General features: G+C 41.4%; 24 protein-coding genes. 18 read left to right on the top strand and 6 right to left on the bottom strand.

Annotated features, from left to right (window positions below; genetic code table 11):
- Positions 1-25: 25 nt before the first annotated feature.
- Positions 26-952 (top strand): hypothetical protein, encoded by a 927-nt coding sequence (locus tag PY092_RS09980; protein WP_275615708.1) that lies wholly within the window; start codon positions 26-28, stop codon positions 950-952.
- Here PY092_RS09980 and PY092_RS09975 read toward each other — a convergent pair.
- Entirely contained in the window at positions 949-1,593 is a 645-nt protein-coding gene (locus PY092_RS09975; protein ID WP_275615707.1) for an alpha/beta hydrolase, read from the bottom strand. The genes PY092_RS09980 and PY092_RS09975 overlap by 4 nt on opposite strands.
- 58 nt (positions 1,594-1,651) lie before the next feature.
- On the opposite strand from PY092_RS09975, the gene PY092_RS09970 reads away from it, so the two are divergent.
- From PY092_RS09970 to PY092_RS09930, 9 genes are all read left to right on the top strand, one after another.
- Positions 1,652-2,074: a PaaI family thioesterase gene (locus PY092_RS09970; RefSeq protein ID WP_275615706.1), complete on the top strand. Its 423-nt coding sequence runs from the start codon at positions 1,652-1,654 to the stop codon at positions 2,072-2,074.
- Positions 2,055-3,116 (top strand): chorismate-binding protein, encoded by a 1,062-nt coding sequence (locus PY092_RS09965; protein ID WP_275615705.1) that lies wholly within the window; start codon positions 2,055-2,057, stop codon positions 3,114-3,116. Before PY092_RS09970 ends, PY092_RS09965 begins: the two co-directional genes overlap by 20 nt.
- A 55-nt stretch (positions 3,117-3,171) precedes the next feature.
- Positions 3,172-4,911, top strand: a complete 1,740-nt coding sequence (menD, locus tag PY092_RS09960) for a 2-succinyl-5-enolpyruvyl-6-hydroxy-3-cyclohexene-1-carboxylic-acid synthase (protein ID WP_275615704.1) — start codon at positions 3,172-3,174, stop codon at positions 4,909-4,911.
- Positions 4,912-4,949: 38 nt separating this feature from the next.
- Positions 4,950-5,291, top strand: coding sequence for a DUF2853 family protein (locus PY092_RS09955; RefSeq protein WP_275615703.1), 342 nt, complete (start codon positions 4,950-4,952; stop codon positions 5,289-5,291).
- 78 nt (positions 5,292-5,369) lie between these two features.
- Positions 5,370-6,200, top strand: coding sequence for a CvfB family protein (locus PY092_RS09950; protein WP_275615702.1), 831 nt, complete (start codon positions 5,370-5,372; stop codon positions 6,198-6,200).
- A 152-nt stretch (positions 6,201-6,352) separates the two neighbouring features.
- Complete coding sequence (locus tag PY092_RS09945) at positions 6,353-6,952, top strand: SPOR domain-containing protein (protein ID WP_275615701.1); 600 nt, start codon at positions 6,353-6,355, stop codon at positions 6,950-6,952.
- A 2-nt stretch (positions 6,953-6,954) separates the two neighbouring features.
- Positions 6,955-7,863 (top strand): 1,4-dihydroxy-2-naphthoate octaprenyltransferase, encoded by a 909-nt coding sequence (gene menA / locus PY092_RS09940; protein ID WP_275615700.1) that lies wholly within the window; start codon positions 6,955-6,957, stop codon positions 7,861-7,863.
- A gap of 33 nt (positions 7,864-7,896) precedes the next feature.
- Positions 7,897-8,649 (top strand): LytR/AlgR family response regulator transcription factor, encoded by a 753-nt coding sequence (locus PY092_RS09935; protein WP_275615699.1) that lies wholly within the window; start codon positions 7,897-7,899, stop codon positions 8,647-8,649.
- 542 nt (positions 8,650-9,191) lie between these two features.
- Positions 9,192-11,153, top strand: coding sequence for a sensor histidine kinase (locus PY092_RS09930; RefSeq protein WP_275615698.1), 1,962 nt, complete (start codon positions 9,192-9,194; stop codon positions 11,151-11,153).
- A gap of 1 nt (position 11,154) precedes the next feature.
- On the opposite strand, the gene PY092_RS09925 is transcribed toward PY092_RS09930, so the two are convergent.
- Positions 11,155-11,949 (bottom strand): SDR family oxidoreductase, encoded by a 795-nt coding sequence (locus PY092_RS09925; RefSeq protein WP_275615697.1) that lies wholly within the window; start codon positions 11,947-11,949, stop codon positions 11,155-11,157.
- A 45-nt stretch (positions 11,950-11,994) separates the two neighbouring features.
- Between PY092_RS09925 and PY092_RS09920 the strand changes: the two genes are divergently transcribed.
- The 4 genes from PY092_RS09920 to PY092_RS09905 are packed head-to-tail and all read left to right on the top strand — an operon-like array spanning position 11,995 to position 16,431.
- Entirely contained in the window at positions 11,995-13,047 is a 1,053-nt protein-coding gene (locus tag PY092_RS09920) for an o-succinylbenzoate synthase (RefSeq protein ID WP_275615696.1), read from the top strand.
- On the top strand, positions 13,038-14,000 hold the full coding sequence (locus tag PY092_RS09915; RefSeq protein WP_275615695.1) for a CPBP family intramembrane glutamic endopeptidase: 963 nt from the start codon (positions 13,038-13,040) through the stop codon (positions 13,998-14,000). The genes PY092_RS09920 and PY092_RS09915 overlap by 10 nt, the downstream gene beginning before the upstream one ends.
- Positions 13,978-15,051, top strand: coding sequence for an AMP-binding protein (locus PY092_RS09910; RefSeq protein ID WP_275615694.1), 1,074 nt, complete (start codon positions 13,978-13,980; stop codon positions 15,049-15,051). The genes PY092_RS09915 and PY092_RS09910 overlap by 23 nt, the downstream gene beginning before the upstream one ends.
- A 33-nt stretch (positions 15,052-15,084) precedes the next feature.
- A complete protein-coding gene (locus PY092_RS09905) occupies positions 15,085-16,431 on the top strand; it encodes a M24 family metallopeptidase (RefSeq protein WP_275615693.1) in 1,347 nt (448 codons plus the stop codon).
- A gap of 5 nt (positions 16,432-16,436) precedes the next feature.
- Here the strand turns inward: PY092_RS09905 and PY092_RS09900 are convergent, their stop codons facing one another.
- A complete protein-coding gene (locus PY092_RS09900) occupies positions 16,437-18,065 on the bottom strand; it encodes an acyl-CoA carboxylase subunit beta (protein WP_275615692.1) in 1,629 nt (542 codons plus the stop codon).
- A gap of 62 nt (positions 18,066-18,127) precedes the next feature.
- Between PY092_RS09900 and PY092_RS09895 the strand changes: the two genes are divergently transcribed.
- From PY092_RS09895 to ettA, 3 genes are all read left to right on the top strand, one after another.
- Positions 18,128-19,111, top strand: coding sequence for a Gfo/Idh/MocA family protein (locus PY092_RS09895; RefSeq protein ID WP_275615691.1), 984 nt, complete (start codon positions 18,128-18,130; stop codon positions 19,109-19,111).
- A gap of 66 nt (positions 19,112-19,177) precedes the next feature.
- Complete coding sequence (locus tag PY092_RS09890) at positions 19,178-19,360, top strand: CAL67264 family membrane protein (RefSeq protein ID WP_166247939.1); 183 nt, start codon at positions 19,178-19,180, stop codon at positions 19,358-19,360.
- 33 nt (positions 19,361-19,393) lie between these two features.
- Complete coding sequence (ettA, locus tag PY092_RS09885) at positions 19,394-21,085, top strand: energy-dependent translational throttle protein EttA (RefSeq protein WP_275615690.1); 1,692 nt, start codon at positions 19,394-19,396, stop codon at positions 21,083-21,085.
- A 12-nt stretch (positions 21,086-21,097) separates the two neighbouring features.
- Here the strand turns inward: ettA and PY092_RS09880 are convergent, their stop codons facing one another.
- Together PY092_RS09880 and PY092_RS09875 are read right to left on the bottom strand one after the other, a co-directional pair.
- Positions 21,098-21,778 (bottom strand): hypothetical protein, encoded by a 681-nt coding sequence (locus tag PY092_RS09880; RefSeq protein ID WP_275615689.1) that lies wholly within the window; start codon positions 21,776-21,778, stop codon positions 21,098-21,100.
- Positions 21,779-21,847: 69 nt separating this feature from the next.
- Complete coding sequence (locus PY092_RS09875) at positions 21,848-22,648, bottom strand: MBL fold metallo-hydrolase (RefSeq protein ID WP_275615688.1); 801 nt, start codon at positions 22,646-22,648, stop codon at positions 21,848-21,850.
- A gap of 166 nt (positions 22,649-22,814) precedes the next feature.
- Between PY092_RS09875 and PY092_RS09870 the strand changes: the two genes are divergently transcribed.
- Positions 22,815-23,705: a hypothetical protein gene (locus PY092_RS09870; protein WP_275615687.1), complete on the top strand. Its 891-nt coding sequence runs from the start codon at positions 22,815-22,817 to the stop codon at positions 23,703-23,705.
- A 78-nt stretch (positions 23,706-23,783) separates the two neighbouring features.
- On the opposite strand, the gene fumC is transcribed toward PY092_RS09870, so the two are convergent.
- A complete protein-coding gene (fumC, locus tag PY092_RS09865; protein ID WP_275615686.1) occupies positions 23,784-25,181 on the bottom strand; it encodes a class II fumarate hydratase in 1,398 nt (465 codons plus the stop codon).
- Positions 25,182-25,234: the final 53 nt, after the last annotated feature.

Below are 25,234 nucleotides of genomic sequence, written 5' to 3'. Positions count from 1 at the left end.
CATTTTTAACGACTAATTTTACAACATGGAAAAACACTGCACCATACTATTTCTTTTTTTATTTCTCCATAGCCTTGGAATTTGGTCCCAAGAGGTTCAAATTTTTACCGTAGAAGACTTTGATCTCAAAGGGCAGGTCAAGTCGTGTCTAATAAGTACCGATTATGGTAAGGAATTATTTGAATTCAATAAGGATGGTGTACTGACCAAGACAATTACCCAATACAACGACACCGATCAGGACATTACATATTACAAATACGATGAAGGTGAGTTGGTGGAGAAGCGTATGGAAAGTTATAAGGGCAACGTTTTGGATGAATCCACTTCCATGGCCAACTTTTATGAGATGGATACAGTTCCCAACCGAAAGGTCATCGAGAAGATAATCTCTTACGACAAACAATTCTTGGAGCAGCAGCAATACCATTATGACGAAGAAGGGAAATTAACCCGTATCATCACATCCAATGGTGAAGGTGTGGACGAGACCACTTTTGAATACACTCAGGTAAAAAATGAAAAGACGGTAAGCACTTTTACCAATGGAATTTTACAGAAATCCGTGAGAACTTCCACTAAAAAGGGAGCGAACGGAGAATATGAGGATATTTTGACCAAGGAGTATATCGATGGAGAACCAAATATTGCAAACGAAGAGGTCTTCAATACCGCCGGCAAATTGGTAACAAGCGAAGATTTTCTGTATGATGTGGCCGGAAAAGAATTCGTATCACAGAAAAAAAGGTTCTATCACTATACAAATGGAGTGCTGAGCAAAGTGGTCAAGAAAACGGTGAACACCGAATCGGCGGACAAGTACATTTTTCAGTTCGATAACCATACTCCCGGTAATTGGGTAAAACAGATTGTTACTCCCGGCAATACGTACACCACAAGAACCATCGAGTACTACGAAGAGGAAGCTCCCAAGGAGGAGACCAGCAATTAAATCAGACCTTCAATAATTTCAGGTTTCACTTCGTGTCCACCTTTAAACGTAACGGTTTCAGCATTACCTTGAAATAGTTTGTCAATTTTGATTTTTTCGCCCTCTAATCGATCTGGGGTCAAGTATTGGTCTTGGTCACCGTAGATTATTTTTATCGTTGTCGCATCGTAGTCCAGAAACCCAAAATCGTCAGTGGTCAATTCATTGGGAATACCACCGGCATACAAAGTGACCAGTTTACAATTTGCCTTTTTGCTGGCCAGCCATCGCGTAGCTACGGAAACCCCTTGCGAAAATCCAAAAAGCATAAGATTGACGTTTTCTGGAAGGTTTTCAGCTTCAAGTACGGCATCAATATAGTTCAGCACATTTTTTATTTCCGTTGCCGTATTTTCCTTGGTCAACCAACTGGCACCAACATATTTGTACTCGTTCTTCAAATAATATTTGGATGGCGCTTGGGGAACAATAATGTAGTTTTTCTCAGCATCGAGCCCATTGAAATATTTTACAAAATAGCGGCTCAAATAGCCTATCCCGTGAAAAACCAACCAAACATTCTTGGTTTTTGGGGTTAACTCGTTATGGGTCAGATATGTATTTTCGGTGGTGTAGGTAACAGTCTTCTCTGTGTTGGACATTTTAAATGCTCATTTAGATATTGGCAAAGCTTTGTGTAATTTTACAAAAAATAGAAGGATGAACGAACACAAAGAGAAGATTCTGTCCGTTTGCAATGAAATTTGCAAGGATACATTGATGGAGACATTGGACATAACTTATATTGATGTAGGCGAAAATTTTCTCTTGGCTAAAATGCCCGTCACACCAAAAGTCCATCAACCTGATGGTGTATTGCACGGAGGAGCTTCCGTGGCTTTGGCCGAAAGTGTGGGGAGTGCGGCTTCCTATATTTTCTTGGACGGACAAAAGTTTTTTGTTCGAGGCATTGAAATCGCCGCCAACCATGTTCGTTCCATAAAAGAAGGCTTTGTGTATGCCAAGGCATCCATTTTACATAAAGGGAGGACCACGCAATTGTGGGAAATAAAGATAACCGATGAGGAGGACCGCTTGATTTCCAACTGTAAACTGACCACCATTGCACTACCCAAAAACTAAGGACCTTCAGGAAATTTTGGATAGGGTAGAGGTCTGCCTCGAAGAAGGTTTGCCTTTTGCGCTGTACAGAAAACCCAACGATGATGAAATTTTCGGGATTTTTCAGGCCGATGCTACACTCCATCATTCCATGGATTTCACGGAGAAAGGATTTGCTTTTGCCCCATTTGATTCAGAAGAAAAAGTTGTTTTGATTCAACCTGATGACATTTGGAAAAGCGAGTTCCATTTTGAAGCATCCCTGGCCACAAATAGCATTCCTTTGGATGAATCAGGGCAGGAAGCCCATATCAATTTGGTAAAAAGCGGCATTAAGGAAATTAAAAAGGGAAGGCTTCAGAAAGTAGTGCTTTCCAGAAAAATTGAGGTAACAGTCTCTAAATCGCCCATCAAAATATTAAAAACACTTCTCAATAAATATCCCAATGCCTTTGGGTATCTTTTCCATCATCCCAAAGTGGGGGTTTGGTGTGGTGCAACCCCCGAAACCTTGGTAAAAGTGAAGGACAAAAAATTGCAGACCATGTCCTTGGCGGCCACCTTGCCTTACATTGAAAATGAAAAACCAAAATGGGGCAAGAAGGAAATTGAGGAACAGCAAATGGTATCTGAATATATTGGCGATAAATTGGCCCATACCATGGAGCGTTTGGAAATGGATGAAGCCGAATCCGTGCGGGCTGGTAACTTGTGGCACTTACGCTCCGAAGTACGCGGTACCATGTTGCCTAACCTAAAGGTTAGAGAGGTAATCAGGGCGTTGCACCCAACTCCAGCGGTATGCGGAATTCCAACAGGGGAGGCTGCACAATTTATCCAGGCCAACGAAAATTACAAAAGAACCTTCTATACAGGCTTTTTGGGTGAGTTGAATTTAAAGGCGCAAGGGGAGTTGTCGTTGTTTGTCAACCTAAGGTGCATGCAGTTGGAAAATGGCAAAGCTTCCATTTTTGTGGGGGGTGGAATCACGGAAGCATCGAACCCGGAAAGCGAATGGGTCGAGACACAGAACAAGAGCAAGACCATGTTGGGCATCCTGTAAATTCATGTGCCGTATGTTGGCTTTTTACCATCCAGATGATGTATTTTTGTAGTCCATGATGTATTCAGATATTCCCGCTGCACAGACCTTGGTTTTGTACTTTGAATCAAGGGGTGTTAAAAATATAGTTATCTCTCCAGGGTCCAGAAATGCCCCATTGACCATAAGCTTTACCAAAAACCCGTTTTTCAACTGTTTCAGTGTTGTGGATGAACGCTGTGCCGCTTTTTTTGCCATGGGCATGGCACAACATTTACAGGAACCGGTTGCCGTGCTTTGTTCTTCCGGCAGCGCCATGTTGAATTTTTATCCTGCCGTAGCGGAGGCGTATTATAGTGATATTCCATTGATTGTTGTCTCTGCGGATAGACCTAGTTATCGAATCGATATTGGCGATGGACAGACCATACGACAGGAAAATGTATTGGAAAAGCATATTGGCTATTCCGCGAATTTGAAGCAGGACGTTTCCCATGCAACACAGACCATTTCAAAATATGGAAAGTCCTTGTTGGAGGATGGTCAAGAAGAGATACAGGAACATAATGAAAGGGAGATAACCAAGGCACTTGCGGTGGCTTTTGATGAAAAATACCCAGTCCATATCAACATTCCGTTTGAAGAGCCGTTGTATGGAAGGGTAGAAGAGCCCTCCGTCCAAATTCAAAATCTTGAAGCCCAAGCAGCCCCAGACAGCCCAATGGAAGAAAATTGGGATGAATTGTCTGAGGTTTGGAGACATAGTTCTCGAAAAATGGTTTTGGTAGGTGTTAATCAACCCAATGCCATTGAAACAGAAGTATTGGAGATTTTGGCCAACGACCCCAACACGGTTTTGTTTACCGAGACCACATCGAATCTGCACCATCCAGATTTTTTTGAGAGTATAGATAGCATCATTGCTCCCATTGAAAAATCCGAAGATAGGGAAGAGCTTTTTCAAAAGTTACAACCTGAACTTTTGGTAACCTTTGGAGGTTTGATCGTGTCCAAAAAAATAAAGGCTTTTTTGCGGGAGTACAAATCCAAGCAGCATTGGCATATCGATACCAAAAAGGCCAACGATACTTTTTATTGCCTAACAAAGCATATTAAAACCAATCCCAATCAGTTTTTTAAAAGGATGGGAACAAATGGTTCGGGCGAAAGTGACTTTAAAGCGTTTTGGGAACATAAAAAAGATGGCTACGAGAAAAAGCGCAAGGACTATTTGGAAGAAATTCCATTTTCGGATTTTATCGCTTTTGACCGTATCATTAAAAATATACCCAAAGGGTATCAGGTGCATTTGGCCAATAGCTCCACGGTAAGGTATGCACAACTTTTTGCGATGGACCGATCCTTGCAAGTGTTCTGCAATCGGGGCACAAGTGGCATAGACGGTACTACATCCACGGCTGTGGGCAGTTCCATTTACAGCGAACAACCCACACTTTTGCTCACGGGAGACTTGAGCTTCTTTTATGATAGTAATGCATTGTGGAACAAATATATACGTCAAGATTTCAGGATTGTGCTCATCAACAATTCAGGGGGGGGCATTTTCAGGATCTTACCCGGTAAAGAGGATACGGAAGAGTTTGAGACCTTTTTTGAGACAAGTCACGGACTATCCGCGAAGCATTTGGCGGAAATGTATGGTTTTGAACATATCTGTGCAAAAAATGAGGCAGAACTGGAAGATGCATTAGAGGGTTTTTACTCAGAATCAGACAAGCCAAAAATATTGGAAGTCGCCACACCACGGGTTTTGAACAATAAAATTTTGCTTGGGTACTTCGATTTCATATCTTAGAACCGTAGCTATAAAATCAATAAGAACACTAACACACTATGAGTAAAAGAGACGAATTAATTGAAAAGTACGCCGAGGACATCAAGAGCAAATTTGGACAGACTCCAGATATGGATTTGTTGACAAAAGTTGCCATTGGATTAGGTCCGGCCATTTATAATTTGGATGCCTCGAAAGTTTCAGGTTCTGACGAAAAGGAATTGGAAACGGTAAAGAACAATTTCTTGATCAAAAAATTGGGATTGGCGGAAACACCTGCATTGATGGAATCCATCAATAGCGTTATCGATGCCTACGGAAAGTCGGAAAAGAACAAACAACGTGCTGTCATTTACTATATGTTGACGAAGCACTTTGGAAAAGAATCGGTTTATAATTAAGATTACGACCAATGTAAAGAAGCTGTCCAAATATGGGCAGCTTTTTTTATACCCATAATTTACAGCTACCTTTGCCGAATGATAGAACTGGGAAACTACAATACCCTTAAGGTGCTCAGGAGCACCAGCATAGGACTTTTTCTGGGAGACGATGAGGGCACGGAAATTCTATTGCCCAATAAATATGTTCCTGAAGACTTTCAGATTGATCAGGAAATGAAGGTATTTTGTTATTTGGACAATGCCGAGCGCCCCATATCCACCACGTTAAAGCCAAAGATTGTCCGTAATGGATTTGCTTGTTTGAAAGTAGTGGAAGTGGGGGCATATGGCGCCTTCATGGACTGGGGGCTGGAAAAACACTTGCTTGTTCCCTTTAGGGAACAGTCCCAACGAATGGAAGAGGACAACAAATACATTGTGCATTGTTACATGGACGAGGAGAGTATGCGGTTGACCGGGTCGAGTAGGGTGGATAAATTTTTATCCAATGAAAACGTGGCATACGAACAGAATGATCCAGTTGATGTTTTGGTGCACAGGAAAACCCCTTTGGGTTGGGAAGTTATTGTGGACGACCGTCACAAAGGACTCATTTTTGACAGCGATATTTTTAAACCTGTAAGCGTTGGCGACCGTTTAAGAGGATTTATCAAGAATGTGAGGGATGACAAAAAAATAGATATATCCCTGCAACCAATCGGGGCCAAAATGCTGGAGCCCACAGCCAAAATGATTTTGGATAAACTTGTGGAAAATGGAGGGTTTCTACCGCTTCACGATAAATCATCCCCAGAAGAAATAAAGAAAACCCTGCATTTGAGCAAAAAGGCGTTTAAAAAAGGGGTTGGCATTTTGTACCGACAGCGAAAAGTCAACATTCAGGATGATGGTATCCACATGTTGTGATATGGAAATGTGTGTCAATGTCAGATTCTTTCAAGCTTTAGAGGCGTAAAGTTTTTTTCTTTAGGTAAATATTTTATTTTTGTAGGGATTCAGATTAACTTATTGGTTGTTATGCGTTTAGCATGACACATAATTATAACCCCCTTCATAATATGCCTTTTATTGAAGAAAGCGATTTGTTGGACCTTCATAAGGATATAGACAAGGCCCAGATTATCAACGAAAGACTTCTCGATCAGATAAAATATAAGAACAAGGACCTGCGTAAAATCAAGTTACAGCGAAATATTCTTTTGGGTTTTGTCGGCCTGTTCGTCATTTTCACCTTGGCCATTACATCTTTTACTGCAGGACTTAGCAGTAAACAATCTTTTGATAATCAAAGCAATGTGCTTGTTTCCATTGATAGCTTGGATGTGATTAAGGCGAGAATAGATAATCTTAGAAACCAGAATGAAGAGCTTAGTTTGGTAAAGGAGTTTTACTTGGCCAAAGAGTTTTTGAACAAGGAGAAAATCTATTCCGTACAGGTAAAATCCTTTGTGGAAAATAATGTGACCTTGGCTTCAGAGGCATTGACCAATACACTTTTTGTAAAGACCAATCCTTTTTACGCTTATTCACTAGGTAATTTTGAAACCTTGGAAGAAGCACAGAAATTCAGGAAACAATTGGTTCAAATGGGCTTCCAAGATGCATTCGTGGCATCATACAAGGATGGCCAAAGGGTTAAAATAGAAGATCCATATTAATCTTGGGAAACACAAAGGCTTGGGTACAAGCTGCTAGACTCCGTACACTTCCGCTTTCTTTGTCGGGAATTATAGCAGGAACGGCATTGGCTGCTATGGAAAATCAATTTGATTGGATGCTGTTTATTTTGGCTTTGCTGACCACGGTAGGTTTTCAGGTCACCTCCAATTTTGCCAACGATTACGGTGATGGAGTAAAGGGAACCGATAATGAGGATCGTATAGGACCTGCAAGGGCCATTCAAAGTGGTTCCATAACCCGAAGTTCCCTCAAAAAGGGGATAATCATCTCCATAATCATCAGTATGCTGATTGCCCTGGCATTGATTTATCTGGCCTTTGGCTTGGAAAATTTCTTCTACATAGTGTTGTTTTTTGTACTTGGTCTGTTGAGCATTTGGGCGGCAATAAAGTACACGGTGGGATCCAATGCTTATGGGTACAGGGGCATGGGCGATTTATTTGTTTTCCTTTTCTTTGGACTTTTGGGAGTATTGGGCAGTATGTTCCTTTACACCAAATCGTTGGGATGGAATGCTGTTTTACCTGCCGTTGCCATTGGTTTTTTGTGCGTTGCTGTATTGAACTTGAACAATTTAAGGGATGTGGTTTCCGATAAAAAGTACGGCAAGATCACTATGGTGGTCAAAATGGGGTTCGATAATGGGAAAAGGTATCATTCCTTCTTGATTTTGATGGCCTTGATTTGTTTTGTGCTATTTCTTTGGTTGGAAAACTTTGGCTGGAAAGCCTCTTCATTTATGCTGGCCTTTGTTCCCTTATTGATTCATTTACGCAAAGTGATGCTGACCCAAAATCCTGGAGATTTGGATGTGGAATTAAAAAAAGTGGCGTTGAGCACTTTTTTATTGGCTCTATTATTCTTAATTTCTGTTAATATTTTTTTGTAAATTTGATTTACAACCAAATAAACGTAAAGGAACTTGGAACATCCGATAAAAATTTTGATCGTAGAGGATAATGTTATCATTGCAGATGACATGCAATCCATGCTAGAGGAAATCGGCTATGAGATCGTGGATAATGTAATTGTGTACGAACAGGCCGTAGATGTATTGAAAAATAACCATGTGGACCTTGTGTTGATCGACATTATCTTGGCTTCGGACAAAACGGGTATCGACCTAGGTAAACACATTCGTGATACCTATAACATCCCGTTTATATTTGTTACCTCCAACTCCGACCGCGCCACTGTGGAAAATGCCAAAACGGTAAAGCCGGATGGTTATTTGGTGAAACCTTTTGAACAGCAAGATTTGTACACTTCCATCGAAATTGCACTTTCCAATTTTAATTACGAGAAGAAAGGTGTTCAAAAAATTGAGGATGAGGCAGCAGATGAGATTACGTCAAACTCCGTTCTTAAGGATTCCATCTTTGTCAAAAAACAACATCTATATTATCGGATTCAGTTTACCGATATTCAGTTTATAAAGGCCGACAATGTTTATTTGGAAGTCAATACGGCCGATAAAAAGTTTTTGGTACGTTCCCCGTTAAAGGATTATTTGGAAAAGTTACCAAAGAACAAATTTTACAGAGCGCATAAGTCATATATCGTGAATGTGGACCATATAGATGCCATCAATTCCAAGGACATTATGATCAACAATAACTTGATTCCGATTTCCAAGGACTTCAAGGAATTTATCCTGTCATCAATGAACAGCTAGTTTTCGGATAAGAATTCACAATACACAAGCGCTCCACAAGGGCGCTTTTTTTGTGCCACAACACTTATGAAAGGGGAAGACCACAACTTTAGGGACATTCGCAACAATATTTTCACAGCTTCGAAGAACAGTCATACTTTAGCAGTGTTAATAATTCAGAAAGTAATTTTTTCATTTTCATATAGTGTTCTCGTAAAAGGGTCTTGTTGTAAAAAGCAGGGCCTTTTTCAATTTTAGAAGTTTCCGTGTTTAGAGCAAAACTCCATAAACGGCACAAAACATCGATAAAATGCCACTTGGCATACAGCAGTTGCCATTTCACAACAGAATAGGGCACTTTCACAACAATAACGGTCAAGTCTGTACCCTGAGATTTAATTTTGCAGCTAAACTAGCGTTCTTTATATACCCCATACATTGCAAATCAGCACAAGTTCCGTTTTTTTGAATTGATTTGGTATCGGGGGCAATAAAGGAAAAAAGGGCACGATAACAATATAGGGCCTTTGGCAAATGCCAAAGACACTGTATCAATTAAATTAATGGGACGTTACGTAAGATATTTATTTACCGCTATCTATTTTGTTTTTCTTTCGACTTCAACGGCACAGACTATTGATGGAGAAGAGAAAAGTGTCCTGAAGGAATTTCAAGATACCGACCAACCCGCCCAGCGGTTCCAGGTCTTTTTCAATTCCTTGGACCGGTACAATGTAAATTCCGCTTATGATTGGTTGGATACCATCAAAATCTATCTGGCCAACTCCGAAAAAACAGAGGATACCATTGCATCCCGTCTCTACCAAATAATGCAAGCGCAGGTATATAACGATTTGGGCGAATATGACAAAAGTACCGTATTGGCCAAGGAGTTGATGGATGCCAAGGACTCTTTTGATGTAGCGTATCAAAAAGTAATACTCGATGTGCTCGATGATAATTATGCCAACCTTCAATTGTATGATAAGCAAATAGAAGTACGGGAAGAAAAGCGTGAATTGGGTATTACCGAAAACGTTGCTTTCTACGATATCTATAGCAATTTAGGGCTGTACAGGGAGGCATGGCAACAGTATGCCCAAGAGGTAAAACCCACCATTGCGGACAACGATTCCTATGGTTTGGCCAAGTACCACACTAAAATGGGCAACTACCTTCGATTGGATGATTCGGCTCCAACCGCCCTTAAAGAATTGAACAAGGCAAAAGGCTACTTGAACGTTTACCTTAACGATGTATCCATTCAAAACAGTGAAAGCGACATATTTGAAGCCGAATTGCTCAAGGCCCGAATAGATGGAGGTATTGCCAAATGCCATGTGGAATTGGGTGAGTATGAGACAGCCATACCGCTATTGGAAAAAAGCATCGAAGTATTAAAAACATCCGCCAGCAATGCAGACCAAAGCGAGGTAGTGGAAAACTCCCTGTTTTTGGCCGAAGCCAATCTACAGGAAGACGCTTTTTCAAAAGCGAAAACAATACTCGATATGGAATTTGACAACATCAGTGTTCTTCAAACCATAAAAAGAAACAGCCTGTTGGCCGCCTATTACGATAAAATTGAGAGCTATAAGAACGCGGCTGCGTACTACAAACGCAATGAAAGGATAGAAGACTCCTTGGCAGAGAAGCAATCGACCATAATAAAACAACAATTGGTAACCATTGTAGCCAATAAAAATTTGCAGAATTCACAACGTATGATCGATGAGCAAAAACGTAACATTGAGTTGATACGAAGTGATATGAAGGCCAAGGATGAGCGAATCAATTTGGTGTTCATATCATTGATATTTACCCTTTTAGGTTTTGCAGGATTGGTTTATGCCTATTTAAAAAGTATCAAAAACCAACGATTGATCGCCGAGCAAAAACACATTATTGAAAACTCCCTTGTAGAAAAGGATTCCCTTTTAAAGGAAATCCACCATAGGGTAAAGAACAATCTTCAAATGGTTTCCAGTTTGTTGAGCCTACAGACCAAAAATACCCGAAGCAAGGCAGCCATAGTGGCCTTGGAAGAAGGTAAGAGTAGGGTAAAGGCCATGGCTTTGATTCATCAAAAGTTATATCAGAATGATGATCTTTCGGTTATAGAGATGCAAGGCTATATTGAAAGTTTGATCAATAGTGTGCAATCCGTTTACAAAAAAGGTGGGCACAACATCAGTATTACCATTGATGCCGAAGGAACCGAGTTGGACATTGACCGTGCCATACCATTTGGCCTGATTTTGAACGAACTCGTGTCCAATTCCTTCAAGTATGCCTTTCCCGAAAATGATGAGAACGGTAAAATTTACATCCATTTGCGCAAGAACGGGGATCAAGGTTATTTTGAATATACCGACAACGGTGTGGGACTGCCCGAAGACACTGATGAGCGTTCGCATTCTTCCATGGGAATTCGTTTGATCAATCGATTGGTCAACCAACTTCAGTCCAAATTGAATGTGGACAGAAATGTAGAAGGCGTGCGGTTCTGGTTTAATTTCAGTTGATTTACCGAACCTGACTTTTCAGCACCATTTTATGCAATAGTTTAGGGAAGAAGCGTTTCAAATAAATTCCTTTCACTTCTTTTCCACCCACATATATCTCAAATTTATCCTTCTGAATGGCTGAAATTATTTCTTTTGCCGCCAAAGCAGGCGTAATTCCGTTCTGTGTGGCCACATCATCATTCTTTTGGGTAGAACCATCTGCTGTCAATGCGTTTTTGGCCACATTGGTCTGTACAAAACCGGGGCACACTAGGGTTACCTTGACTCCATCTTTTTCGTGTTCCATGCGCATAACATCAAAAAAACCATGAAGTGCATGTTTGGCACCGCAATAACCAGAGCGATAGGGCGAACCAAACTTGCCCATTAGACTGGTAACCGTGACATAACGTCCTGATTTGTTCGTGATAAAGTGGGGAAGTATGGCCTTGGACAGGGCCACGGTGCCCAAGTAATTCACATCCATCAACTGTTCATACACTTCCAATTTAGTGTCTTTGATCAAGGAGCGTTGACTGATTCCGGCATTGTTCACCAAAATATCGATTTTACCATAAAAGGAAATGGCCCTTTGGGTAAGTATTTCCATCTCATTATGATTTTCAAGGTCCAAGGGCAAAATGGAAATGTTGTCCGTGTTACCACATAATACTTTTACCTTGACGAGTTCTTCTTCCCTTCTTGAGGAAAGAATCAGATTACAGGAGTAGGAACTAAGTGCCAATGCCAAACTCTTGCCTATTCCCGAAGATGCGCCCGTGATCCAAATGGTTTTTCCATGGATACTTTCCATAAGTACTGTTTTAGATTCAAAATATACTTAAATTTGGCCTACTTCATGAAAGCAAGCTACAAAAAGTACACCCTCGATTTTAAAGTGCCCAGTGGTACTTCGCGTGGGGTAATGACCCAAAAAGAAACTTGGTACATCATCCTAAAAAATAATGGTGCATTCGGAATAGGGGAATGCGGTATTTTACGTGGATTGAGTGTGGATGACCGCCCCGATTACGAACAAAAACTCGCTTGGACCTGTGACAACATCCACTTGGGAAAAGATGCTTTGTTGAATCGTTTACGCCAATACCCCTCCATTCAATTTGGGTTGGAGCAAGCTTTTTTGTCTTTGCAAGCCAAGGATTCATTTAAACTTTTTCCGTCTGATTTTACCCAAAAGGAATCGCCGATACCCATAAACGGTCTTATTTGGATGGGCGATACTGCGTTTATGCTCAAACAATTGGAGCAAAAGCTGAAAGATGGTTTCAGGTGTATCAAAATGAAGATCGGAGCCATTGATTTTGAAAAGGAGGTATCCATTCTTAAATCCATCCGCGACAATTTTTCGCCGGAAGAAATCGAACTGCGAGTGGATGCCAATGGGGCTTTTTTGCCAGAAGAAGCTATGGGAAAGCTGGAGCGTTTGTCAGAGTTCAAGTTACATTCCATTGAGCAACCGATAAAGGCAGGGCAATGGGAGGAAATGGCCAAGCTCTGCGAAAACACGCCATTTCCAATTGCCTTGGACGAAGAATTGATCGGAGTTTTTGATGTAACACAAAAGCAACAATTGCTACAAACCATACAACCGCAATATATAATATTGAAGCCAAGTTTGGTCGGAGGTATTGGAGGGTGTAAAGAATGGATTGCTTTGGCGGAAAAAAAGCAAATAGTTTGGTGGATTACCAGTGCCTTGGAAAGCAATATTGGCCTTAATGCCATAGCCCAATTCACATACGCTTTGGGCGCTACAATGCCCCAAGGATTGGGGACTGGGAGTTTGTTTACCAATAATATGGAAAGCCCTTTGGAGGTTGTCGAAGGGAAACTTTTTTACAGACAAGCTAAAGCCTGGGATATGGATTTAATACAAGAAATATGTACATAGAACAAGCCTATAAAGGATTTACGGATCGTTGGAGATATTTTGTGGGATTTTTGATTGTATTTGTCTTTTGGCAAATACTTGGTGGAATACCGCTTCTAGTTGCCGTAATGATGAAATCTGATTCATTTGCTACCATGACCACAGATCTAGGGCAAATGGCAAATACACTCGGTTCCAATCTCTTTTTCTTTTTGATAATGCTGACATTTTTTGCAGCTATGGTCAGTTTGTGGTTTGTGGTAAAGTTTATCCATAAGTTACCATTTAAGCATTTTACCACATCCCGTAAAAAGGTTGATTGGAAAAGAATCATCTTCTCTTTTGTGCTCTGGGGTATAATTTCATCGGGTATGATCATTTTGGATTTGTACCTATCGCCTGAAAATTATGAGTTTACATTTGAACCAGTTCCATTTTTGATTCTATTGCTACTTTCCATCATTTTTGTCCCGATTCAGACCAGTTTCGAGGAATATTTCACAAGAGGGTATTTAATGCAATCCATCGGATTGGCTGTCAATAACAAATGGCTTCCCTTGATCGTTAGTTCATCGCTTTTTGGACTACTGCACATATTTAACCCTGAAGTGGAAAAATTGGGCTATGGTGTTTTGGTGTTTTATATAGGGACCGGTTTTTTTCTAGGGATATTGACCTTAATGGACGAAGGCTTGGAATTGCCTCTGGGTTTCCATGCTTCAAACAATTTTTTTGCCGCATTACTGGTAACAGCTGATTGGATGGCATTCAACACAAATTCAATCTACAAGGATGTTTCCGACCCAGTTCTAGGCTGGGACGTATTGATACCCGTTTTTGTGATTTATCCCATTTTACTGTTTGTTTTCTCAAAAAAATACGGTTGGAACAACTGGAAGGAAAAACTTTTTGGACGTGTATTGTCCAAAGAAGAATTTGTAGCATTGACCGATGGCGAATCCGACTTGGCATAACATCCATCCTGATTTTTGGCTAAATGGTGTTCAGCATACCAAAGAAAGCCTTTTTGAGTTAGGGCATGCCTTGGTAAAATCCGAAGAACCATACAAGAAACCCATTGGGGAATTTTTACGGGATTGGATTTCGCAGAAGCCCACAGTAGCAGTAGACACATCTGGGTCTACGGGCAACCCCAAAACCATAGTGCTCAAAAAAGAGCACATGATGAATTCAGCATTGGCCACGGGGGCATATTTTCAGTTGGGAGCCAATCAAAATGCACTTTTATGTTTACCCTGCACAGGAATCGCAGGCAAAATGATGCTGGTCCGAGCCATGGTTCTCGGTCTACATTTGGATTACGTGGAACCCTCATCAAATCCATTGTCCGGAAATACCAAAACCTATGATTTTGTGGCCATGGTCCCCTTACAGGTTCAAAATTCGCTAGACCAGATGGATAGGGTAAAACAACTGATTATAGGTGGAGCGCCAGTGGATTTATTTTTACGAAGCAAGCTCCACTCACTATCGGTTCAAGCATTCGAAACCTATGGAATGACGGAGACCATTACCCATATTGCCGTGAAACGAATCAATGATGAATCAACCGATTATTTTGAAACATTGCCCAATGTCAGCATAGCTGTGGATGATAGAGGATGTCTTATAATTGATGCCCCCCAAATTTCGGATGAGAAAATAATCACGAATGATTTGGTGGAACTGATAGGCAAACATCAGTTTGAGTGGCTGGGACGATATGATTCCATCATCAATTCGGGAGGAATCAAATTGGTTCCAGAAAAAATTGAGGAAAAGTTCTCCAGCCTTATCCAATCCCGTTTTTTTGTGGCTGGCCTGCCTGATGAGGCTTTGGGTCAAAAATTGGTTCTTGTGGTAGAGGGAGGTATGCTGGACCAGCACGAATTGATTCAAAACATTAAAGGGCTAAAGGAGGTTTCAAAATATGAGGTGCCCAAGGCGGTTTACTTTGTAAAAGCCTTTGAGGAGACTTCGACCAAGAAGGTGGACCGAAAAAAAACGCTTCAACAAATAAGCTAAGTTTTGTACATTCAGAATCTTAAAAAATCAACCATGCAAAGAACTATTAAATTAGCATTGTTACTCTTACCCTTTATGGGCATTTCCCAACAAATACTCCCCGAAGTAGAGCGAGCTCGAGTGATGGACGAGATTTTGGAAGAACGTTTTAATGAACTCCTTCCCCAATTAATGGATGATGCAGGATTGGATATGTGGGTGTTGATATCCCGTGAATACAACGAGGACCCAGTGCTCCGAACCATGTTGCCTGCAAAGTGGTTGAATGCCAGACGCAGGACTATTTTACTTTTTTACAGGGATAAGGAAAAGAATACGATAGACAAATTGGCCGTTGCTCGATACAACATTGGTAAAAGTATCAGTTCTGCATGGGACAAAGAACAAGAACCCAATCAATGGAAACGTTTGATGCAATTGATAGCTGAACGAAATCCGGATAAAATCGGACTTAATTTTTCCAAAGACCACAACATAGCCGATGGTTTGGATAAAACCGATTATGATGAATTCATGGTCAACCTACCTAGAAAATACCAATCCAGAGTGGTATCTGCAGAGCAATTGGCTGTGCGTTGGATAGAGACCCGTACTCCAAGGGAGATGACCATTTTCAATCAGTTGACGGATATAACCCACGACATAATTGCAGAGGCCTTTTCTGAAAAGGTTATAACTCCAGGAATTACCACGACAACCGAAGTGGAGTGGTGGATGCGCCAAAAAGTAACGGATTTAGGCCTGGAGACATGGTTTCATCCCACTGTTGATATCCAGCGAACAAGTGAGGAATTGGTAGGTCATTTATATTCCTTTTCAGGTCGTCCCGATGAAGCCGTAATCCAACGTGGGGATTTACTGCATTGTGATTTTGGAATTACGTATTTGCGTTTGAACACCGACTGTCAGGAATTGGCTTATGTTCTCAAACCAGAAGAAACTGAAGCACCATCTTTTTTGGTAAATGCTTTGTATGATGGTAACCGTGTACAGGATTTTCTGACCCAGAACATGGTCGAGGGTAGAGTGGGAAACGATATTCTGGCCAAAGCCTTGCAAGATGCCAAAGATGCAGGGCTTCGTCCTTCCATTTATACACATCCTTTGGGCATGTACGGACACTCTGCAGGAACCACTATCGGGATGTGGGACGCCCAGGCCGGAGTAATGAAGGATGATGGGGAGAACTATCCATTAAACCCGAATACCGCTTACGCCATTGAGTTGAATGCCACAGTGAACATCCCGGAATGGAATAGGGATATTCGTATTATGTTGGAAGAACCCGGTTTTTTCGGAGCAGATGGATTCCGATACATCAATGGCAGACAAACTGAGTTATTGCTGATTCCCAGACCAAAACCACATTTAGGGAATTAAATGCTTTATACCTGTAACACTCCCATATTGAATTTTTTATCGATAGGAGCGTGGTTGGCAGCCTCAATCCCCATGGAAATCCATTTACGGGTATCCAACGGATTGATTATGCCGTCCGTCCAAAGTCGGGCAGCGGCATAATAGGGGGATATCTGGTCGTCATAACGCTGTTTGATTTCATCAAAAAGCTCTTTTTCCTTTTCAGCATCGACGGATTTGCCACTTTTTTCCAAACTGGCCTTTTCAATCTGTAAAAGCACTTTTGCGGCAGAGTTTCCGCTCATCACGGCAAGTTCAGCACTGGGCCAGGCCACAATCAATCTGGGGTCGTAGGCTTTGCCGCACATGGCATAATTTCCAGCGCCGTAACTGTTGCCTATCACAATGGTAAATTTAGGCACTACCGAATTACTAACCGCATTTACCATTTTGGCCCCGTCTTTTATAATACCGCCATGTTCACTTTTGCTGCCCACCATAAAACCAGTGACATCCTGTAAGAACACCAACGGAATTTTCTTTTGGTTGCAATTGGCGATAAATCGGGTGGCCTTATCTGCAGAATCGGAATAGATGACACCACCAAATTGCATTTCGCCCTTTTTGGTCTTTACCACTTTACGTTGATTAGCCACAATACCCACTGCCCAACCGTCAATACGGGCGTAACCGGTTAAAATTGTCTGTCCGTAGCCTTCTTTATACTGCTCAAATTCGGAATCGTCCACCAAACGTTTAATAATCTCCAACATATCATATTGGTCGCTACGGGATGCTGGCAACAGTCCGAAAATATCATCAGGATTTTCTGTTGGTTTTTTCGCTTCAACCCTATTGAATCCAGCCTTGTCGAAATCCCCAATCTTACTTACAATGTTTTTGATTTTGTCCAAGGCATCTTTATCATCCTTGGCTTTGTAATCTGTAACCCCGCTAATTTCCGAGTGTGTGGTTGCGCCACCCAAGGTTTCGTTGTCAATGGACTCGCCAATGGCCGCTTTTACCAAGTAACTTCCCGCCAAGAAGATGCTTCCTGTTTTGTCGACAATTAAAGCTTCGTCGCTCATAATGGGCAAGTAGGCCCCTCCGGCAACGCAGCTGCCCATTACTGCGGCAATTTGGGTTATGCCCATACTGCTCATTACGGCATTATTTCTAAAAATGCGGCCGAAATGTTCTTTATCTGGAAATATTTCATCCTGCATGGGTAAATAAACCCCAGCACTGTCCACCAAGTAAATGATAGGCAATTTGTTTTCTATGGAAATTTCCTGTGCACGCAGGTTTTTCTTTCCTGTGATAGGGAACCAAGCACCAGCTTTTACGGTTGCGTCATTGGCCACCACCACACATTGTTTTCCCTGTACGTAGCCAACTTTTACGACAACACCGCCAGACGGACATCCGCCATGCTCCTCATACATATCCTCTCCTGCGAACGCACCTATTTCAATGGAATCTGCATCTTGGTCCAACAAATAATCGATTCGCTCCCGTGCCGTCATCTTGCCTTTGGCATGGTGTTTTTCGATACGGCTTTTTCCTCCTCCTAGCTTTACTTTGGCCAGTCTACGCTTTAGGTCGGATAATTTTAATTTATTATGGTCTTCGTTCTTATTGAAGTTGATATCCATTCTACTTTAAATTCGTTTCGTTGGTTAAAGATAAGGAGTTATAATCATTACTTTTGAACTATATGGAAACCAAAATACGATGGGGCATAGTAGGCCCAGGAAAAATAGCTAGAAAATTTGTATTGGACCTTTTGCTTGTGGCAGATGCCGAAGTTACTGCAGTGGCATCACGGTCGTTGGAGCGGGCCAAAGAGTTCGCTGATGAATATGGGGTACAACATACGTTTGGGAGTTATGATGAATTGTTCCAATCAGGAACAGTGGATGTGGTCTATATTGCCACGCCCCATAATTTTCATAAAGATTTATCTGTAAAAGCGCTTGAAAACGGTATTGGGGTTTTGTGTGAAAAACCAATGGGCGTCAATAGGGCAGAAGTGGTGGAACAGGTAAATGCATCGAAGCAACATAATGCTTTTTTGATGGAAGCCATGTGGTCTCGCTTTAATCCATCCATCAAAAAAATAAAACAACTTGTTGATGCTGGCGAGATTGGTAACCTGAAATATCTTCATGCCGATTTCGCCTTTTATGCTTTGGACAGGGATGAAGATTCCAGATTATTGAACCCCAACTTGGCTTCGGGGACTATTCTGGATATTGGGATTTATCCAATTTTCTTGTCTTATTTACTATTGGGAATGCCCGATACCATTATGGCCGCCTCTAAAATCCATGAAAATGGAACGGAATTGCAGACCAGCATGATTTTTGACTACCCAGATGCCCAAGCTATGCTTTACAGTGGTTTTACCAGCAATTCTAAGATGGAAGCCGAAATTTCAGGAACAAAAGGAGAGGTGTTTTTAAACCCAAGATGGCATGAGGCAGATGGGTATACTTTGACAAAAGAAGGGGAAACCGATCAAGTTGACCTGCCGTTAACCGGAATTGGTTACTATTATGAAATCCTGGAAGTGCACAAATGTTTGAAGGACAATAAAATCGAGAGTGATTTGTGGTCGCATCAAAATAGCTTGGATTTGTCGGCTTTATTGGACACTGTAAGGGAAAAATGTGGGGTAAGCTTTCCTTTTGAAATATAATCCTTGATAATAACTTTACATTATCCCTATTTTTGCGATATTTGAAACTCTTCAGAAAAATATATAATGGGAATGAATAAGAACACTGTGCTGGCCTGGGCCACTTGGATTATGATTTTTGTGGGTATTGGCATGATAGCACTTGGCGCTTTTAAATATGATGAAGTAGCAGGATGGGGCTTTGCGGCTGTTGGAATAGGATTTTTTGCCGTAGCTTGGGTATTCAATGCCCTAAAAGGTAGAGTGTAGTCTCTTTTTCATAAACAATTTAATTTACAATAAATGTCAGACGATAAGAAAGTCATTTTTTCAATGTCTGGGGTAACCAAGACCTTTAAAACGGCCAATACCCCTGTGCTTAAAAATATATACCTAAGCTTTTTCTACGGGGCCAAAATCGGGATTTTGGGTCTAAACGGTTCAGGTAAGTCCACCTTATTGAAAATAATCGCAGGAGTGGATAAAAACTATCAGGGCGATGTGGTTTTTTCTCCCGGGTACTCCGTTGGGTATTTGGAGCAGGAACCTCAGTTGGATGAGAACAAAACTGTTCTTGAAGTGGTAAAGGAAGGTGTTGCCGAGACCGTGGCCATTTTGGATGAGTACAATAAAATCAATGATATGTTCGGTTTGCCCGAAGTTTATGAGGATGCCGATAAGATGCAAAAGTTAATGGACAAGCAAGCAGCGCTTCAAGATCAGATTGATGCCGCAAATGCCTGGGAACTGGACACGAAATTGGAGATTGCCATGGACGCCCTTCGTACTCCAGAATCCGACAAGAAAATAAGTGTGCTTTCCGGTGGTGAGCGAAGAAGGGTAGCCTTGTGCCGTTTGCTTTTGAAAGAACCGGATGTGTTATTACTGGATGAGCCTACCAACCACTTGGATGCCGAATCCGTACATTGGTTGGAACACCATTTGGCACAATACAAAGGAACTGTGATAGCCGTTACCCACGACCGTTATTTCTTGGACAACGTTGCAGGTTGGATTTTGGAATTGGATCGTGGCGAGGGAATTCCATGGAAAGGAAATTACTCTAGTTGGTTGGATCAAAAGGCGAAACGATTGGAGCAAGAAAGCAAACAAGCTTCCAAGCGTCAAAAAACATTGGAACGCGAGCTGGATTGGGTCCGTCAAGGCGCCAAAGGTAGACAGGCCAAACAAAAGGCCCGTTTAAAGAATTATGACAAACTGCTCAGCCAAGACCAAAAACAGGTAGAGGAGAAGTTGGAAATCTATATCCCGAACGGACCTCGTTTGGGAACCAACGTTATCGAGGCCAAAGGCGTAAGCAAAGCTTTTGGGGATAAATTACTCTATGAAGATCTTAACTTTAAATTGCCACAAGCTGGTATTGTGGGTATTATTGGACCGAATGGTGCGGGTAAGACCACCATTTTTAAAATGATCATGGGAGAAGAGACTCCCGACAAAGGTGAATTTGAGGTTGGTGAGACGGCGAAGTTGGCCTATGTGGATCAATCACATTCCAATATTGACCCGGAAAAAACCATTTGGGAAAACTTTAGTGATAGCCAGGAATTGATCATGATGGGAGGGAAGCAAGTAAATTCCCGTGCTTACCTGAGCCGGTTTAATTTCTCTGGTAGCGAACAGAACAAAAAAGTAAATATGCTCTCCGGTGGAGAGCGTAACCGTCTCCATTTGGCCATGACGCTAAAGGAAGAAGGTAACGTACTGCTTTTGGATGAGCCTACCAATGATTTGGACGTAAACACGCTCCGTGCTTTAGAAGAAGGTTTGGAGAACTTTGCTGGTTGTGCAGTGATCATTTCCCATGATAGATGGTTCTTGGATAGGATCTGTACCCACATCCTTGCATTCGAAGGCGATTCTCAATTATATTTCTTTGAGGGTTCTTTCTCCGATTACGAAGAGAACAAAAAGAAACGCTTGGGAACGGATATCATGCCCAAGCGTATCAAGTACAAAAAATTGATTCGTTAAAAAAAGGAGGAATTATTCTTCTCCACCGAGATTTTTGATTCCTTCCTCCAATAGTTTCTTCGCTTTTTCCAAATAAGCTTTTTGGTGTGCTGCCAGGCTATTCGGATCTTGAGTGTTTCTGGAACTTGAACCGATGGAGTTGGAGAGTTCCACTAATTGCTCAATGGCTTGTTCTGCGGATTGGAGTTTATCATCGGCATGTTTCTCGAAAACTTTGATCATTTCCAGTTCCATGGATGCTACCGAAGCGGTTTCTGCCACTTCAGTTTCTGGGTTTTCTTCATAGGAAGCCTCCACTTCAATTGTGGCCTCATTAGTAGTTCCAAGGGTACATTGGTCGATTATGGTTATCAACTCGTTGATTTCACCCAAAGCTTTTTTGGTAAAGAACCTACCAGCTTCCCAGTCAGCGGGTTCTATAGCTTGCTCCAAGGTTTCCATGGCATCCAAGGTCTTGTTTTTTGCTTTTTCACAACTACAATCAGCCATGAAGGATTCAGCTTTTTCCATAGCGGTCAAAGCCCTTTCAGCATAGTACATTTGGTGCTCAAAGTTTGTGGCATTCATGGCTTTTTTGCCATGACTGAGTGCATAGGTTACTTTGGAATAAAAATTATCACACTGATTTGCATAGGTAGCTTGTATGGCAAAAAGTATTGCCATCACTACAAAAACATGGGATTTGGGAGCCATATTCAAGTATTTGATTTGGTTACTAAGTTAGTTGTTCTAACGATGAAAACCCGTTAATATTATATGGGATTAATAATCTTCGTTTGGATACCAGTCCAATTGTACTACTTCTATATTGGAATCCCCTTCGTTCACAATGCTTTTGAACTTTTTGACATCGCTGACATCAGGCCGTCCCCTATAATGATATGGGTATACCTCTTTGGGTTTGAATTCCAAGACGGCATCAGCTGCACTTTCCACGGTCATGGTATAAGGTAGGTTCATACAAACAAAAGCTTTGTCGATATTTTCCAAAGCACGCATTTCAGGAATATCCTCTGTATCTCCTGAAAAATAGATGAGCTCGTCCCCAAAAGTGAAAACATACCCGTTTCCCCTTCCTTTTACATGAAATTCTTTGGCTTCTTCACGTAGGTTGTACATGGGAATGGCTTTTGCTGAAAATCCTGCTATTTCTTTGGTCTCACCATTCTTCATTGCAGTTGTTTTGGATGATAAGTTTTCCTCCATTTGCTGTTTTACCGCTTCAGGAGCAATAATTTCAACACCATCCAAATCCAATTCATTCAAGGTTTCTGGATTAAAATGGTCACCGTGTATATCTGTAATGAAAATAAGGTCCGGTTGTTGTTGACCTTCAAAAGCAGCTTTGCCTCCAACGGGATCTATATATATGGTAGTTGTATTCCAATTGATTACCGCAGTGGCATGTTCGATTGGAATTATGGTAGCAGCAGGAGGGGTATCCACAACCAACACTTCATCTTCTGAAGCTGTTGAAGCTTCTTCCTGTTTCTTTTCGTTTTGCTTACATGAAATAAAGAATATTAGCAAAGCACTAGCGGTTAAAAGCATATTTTTTTTCATGGAGTCTTTTTTTAAATCCTTTTAAAAATAAGGGATCATGAACGGAATTGTAATTTTTTGTGAAAATTATTTCCGTCCAAATAATCCAAATACAAATCCAATGCGTATATAAACCAAACACGATTGATTAAAAACCTTAAACGAGAATCAATTAAAACAAAAAGTTATGACTGAAACAAAAAATAACAATAACGGATTGAAAGTAATTGCTGGTCTGTTGGGTGTAGTTCTTTTAGGAACCATTATTTACACTGTGAGTCTTTATCAAGATAAAAAACAAACCACGGAAGCTCTTACTCAAGAGAAAGAATTGGTTGTAGAGGATTTGAACAATTTGAAGTCTGAATACGACAAAGCTATTTTGGAAAGCAATGCTACAAACGAAGAATTGGTTGCAGCTAGGGATAACATTGCAAAATACATCGATTCTGTAAGCAGCATGAAAGCTGATATCGCTACACTTTCCCGTTACAGAAGGCAAGTAAGTGTTCTTAAAGCTGAAAGAGAAGAACTTTTAAAACAAGTGGATTCCTTGACACAATCCAACAGCTTGTTGGCCATGCAGAGAGACAGTACTTTTGCTGAGTTGGAACAACAAACTGTCTTCAACGATTCTTTGATCATCCAGAACACGCAACTGGCCGATGCCGTTGAAAAAGGTTCTGCCCTTAACCTAAGCACTATCAGTGTTGACGCCATTAAAGAAAGAAACAGTGGTAAATTGGTTTCTACAAGAAGAGCCAAAGCAACCGATAAATTCAAAGTTTGTTTTACCATTGCTGACAACGTAATCGCTGAAGCCGGTGACAGAGAGTTCTATATCGAAGTTCTTGGACCACAAGGAAACGTATTGGGCGAAGGTTTGACTACAACCACGGAAGAAGGAAGCTCTCTTACATATAGTAAAGGAACCAACTTCTACTACGAGAACGATGCTTTGGATGTATGCGACTACATAAACAAGCCTAGTGGGGATTTCCAAGATGGAAACTACATGGTAAATGTTTATGACAACAAATTGAAATTGTTGGGAACTTCCAGCTTCGAATTGAAGTAATAAACACACACTATCACTATAATGAAAAGGCCCGTCCAATTTTGGACGGGCCTTTTTTATGCTTCATTTTTTTGTGGCTTATTTTAAGCTGCCGACCATATCCTCAGGCTTTACCCACTCATCATATTCTTCAGGGGTTACATAACCAAGATTTACGGCTTCTTCTCTAAGTGTGGTGCCATTTTTATGCGCAGTGTTGGCAATCTCAGCAGCTTTGTAGTAACCAATTTTGGTGTTCAAGGCCGTTACCAACATCAAGGAGTTGTTCAATAAGGTTTTAATGGTATCGTGATTTGGTTCAATACCAGAAGCACAGTTCACATCAAAACTGACACAAGCATCCCCGATCAATTGGGCGGATTGCAAAATATTGGCTGCCATAACAGGTTTAAATACATTTAGCTCGTAATGACCCTGCGTACCTCCAACACCGATGGCCACATCGTTCCCCATTACCTGTGCACACACCATGGTCATGGCCTCACATTGTGTAGGGTTCACTTTACCTGGCATAATGGAACTTCCAGGTTCGTTGGCAGGAATAATGATTTCCCCAATACCAGAACGAGGGCCGGAAGCCATCATACGGATATCGTTTGCAATTTTGTTCAAGGAAACGGCCAACTGTTTCAATGCGCCATGACTTTCCACAATGGCATCGTGGGCCGCCAAAGCTTCAAACTTGTTTTCGGCCGTTACAAATGGTTTCCCAGTAAATTCCGCAATGTATTTGGCAACAAGCACATCGTATCCCTCAGGCGTATTTAAACCAGTGCCCACAGCAGTTCCGCCCAGAGCAAGCTCGCTCAAATGTGATAAGGTGTTATTTAGTGCCTTTAACCCGTGATTTAATTGGGAAACGTAGCCAGAAAATTCTTGGCCCAAGGTTAGGGGAGTGGCGTCCATCAAGTGGGTCCTGCCGATCTTAACCACATCCTTGAACTCTTCGGATTTTTTCTGTAAAGTGTTTCGCAACTGTTCCACGCCAGGTATGGTAACCTCTACTATTTTTTTATATGCGGCAATGTGCATTCCCGTAGGGAAAGTGTCGTTGGAAGATTGGCTTTTGTTCACATCGTCATTGGGCTGAATGGTTTTCTTGCCTTCCCCAATTTTTTTACCTGCAATTTCGTGTGCACGGTTGGCAATTACTTCGTTCACGTTCATGTTACTCTGCGTGCCCGAACCGGTTTGCCAGATGACCAAAGGAAACTGGTCATCGTGCTTGCCATCCAGTATTTCATCACAAACCTGTGCAATAAGGTCTCTTTTTTCTTGACTGAGCACTCCCAGTTCGTTATTGGTGTAGGCCGCAGCCTTTTTTAAATAAGCAAATCCGTACACCACATCCAAGGGCATGGATGCCGGAGCACCAATTTTAAAGTTGTTTCGGGAACGTTCGGTTTGGGCGCCCCAATATTTATCGGCGGGTACTTTTACCTCGCCCATGGTGTCTTTTTCAATCCTGAAACTCATAGTTTAAAATTTTGTCTTACAAAGGTAGGATATAGGGCATTTATATGGTAGTT

Origin of the sequence: Flagellimonas yonaguniensis, from assembly GCF_029193885.1 — a bacterium.
GTDB classification, from domain to species: domain Bacteria; phylum Bacteroidota; class Bacteroidia; order Flavobacteriales; family Flavobacteriaceae; genus Flagellimonas; species Flagellimonas yonaguniensis.
Note: the sequence above shows the minus strand (reverse complement) of the source record. Positions and strands in the feature narration are given on the sequence as shown.

What these genes read in the sequence shown, in the direction of transcription:
- PY092_RS09980 (WP_275615708.1), top strand. Translation starts at nt 26, where the DNA reads ATGGAAAAACACTGCACCATACTATTTCTTTTTTTATTTCTCCATAGC.
- PY092_RS09975 (WP_275615707.1), bottom strand. Translation starts at nt 1,593, where the DNA reads ATGTCCAACACAGAGAAGACTGTTACCTACACCACCGAAAATACATAT.
- PY092_RS09970 (WP_275615706.1), top strand. Translation starts at nt 1,652, where the DNA reads ATGAACGAACACAAAGAGAAGATTCTGTCCGTTTGCAATGAAATTTGC.
- menD (WP_275615704.1), top strand. Translation starts at nt 3,172, where the DNA reads ATGATGTATTCAGATATTCCCGCTGCACAGACCTTGGTTTTGTACTTT.
- PY092_RS09955 (WP_275615703.1), top strand. Translation starts at nt 4,950, where the DNA reads ATGAGTAAAAGAGACGAATTAATTGAAAAGTACGCCGAGGACATCAAG.
- PY092_RS09950 (WP_275615702.1), top strand. Translation starts at nt 5,370, where the DNA reads ATGATAGAACTGGGAAACTACAATACCCTTAAGGTGCTCAGGAGCACC.
- PY092_RS09945 (WP_275615701.1), top strand. Translation starts at nt 6,353, where the DNA reads ATGCCTTTTATTGAAGAAAGCGATTTGTTGGACCTTCATAAGGATATA.
- PY092_RS09930 (WP_275615698.1), top strand. Translation starts at nt 9,192, where the DNA reads ATGGGACGTTACGTAAGATATTTATTTACCGCTATCTATTTTGTTTTT.
- PY092_RS09925 (WP_275615697.1), bottom strand. Translation starts at nt 11,949, where the DNA reads ATGGAAAGTATCCATGGAAAAACCATTTGGATCACGGGCGCATCTTCG.
- PY092_RS09920 (WP_275615696.1), top strand. Translation starts at nt 11,995, where the DNA reads ATGAAAGCAAGCTACAAAAAGTACACCCTCGATTTTAAAGTGCCCAGT.
- PY092_RS09915 (WP_275615695.1), top strand. Translation starts at nt 13,038, where the DNA reads ATGTACATAGAACAAGCCTATAAAGGATTTACGGATCGTTGGAGATAT.
- PY092_RS09910 (WP_275615694.1), top strand. Translation starts at nt 13,978, where the DNA reads ATGGCGAATCCGACTTGGCATAACATCCATCCTGATTTTTGGCTAAAT.
- PY092_RS09905 (WP_275615693.1), top strand. Translation starts at nt 15,085, where the DNA reads ATGCAAAGAACTATTAAATTAGCATTGTTACTCTTACCCTTTATGGGC.
- PY092_RS09900 (WP_275615692.1), bottom strand. Translation starts at nt 18,065, where the DNA reads ATGGATATCAACTTCAATAAGAACGAAGACCATAATAAATTAAAATTA.
- PY092_RS09895 (WP_275615691.1), top strand. Translation starts at nt 18,128, where the DNA reads ATGGAAACCAAAATACGATGGGGCATAGTAGGCCCAGGAAAAATAGCT.
- PY092_RS09890 (WP_166247939.1), top strand. Translation starts at nt 19,178, where the DNA reads ATGGGAATGAATAAGAACACTGTGCTGGCCTGGGCCACTTGGATTATG.
- ettA (WP_275615690.1), top strand. Translation starts at nt 19,394, where the DNA reads ATGTCAGACGATAAGAAAGTCATTTTTTCAATGTCTGGGGTAACCAAG.
- PY092_RS09880 (WP_275615689.1), bottom strand. Translation starts at nt 21,778, where the DNA reads ATGGCTCCCAAATCCCATGTTTTTGTAGTGATGGCAATACTTTTTGCC.
- PY092_RS09875 (WP_275615688.1), bottom strand. Translation starts at nt 22,648, where the DNA reads ATGAAAAAAAATATGCTTTTAACCGCTAGTGCTTTGCTAATATTCTTT.
- PY092_RS09870 (WP_275615687.1), top strand. Translation starts at nt 22,815, where the DNA reads ATGACTGAAACAAAAAATAACAATAACGGATTGAAAGTAATTGCTGGT.
- fumC (WP_275615686.1), bottom strand. Translation starts at nt 25,181, where the DNA reads ATGAGTTTCAGGATTGAAAAAGACACCATGGGCGAGGTAAAAGTACCC.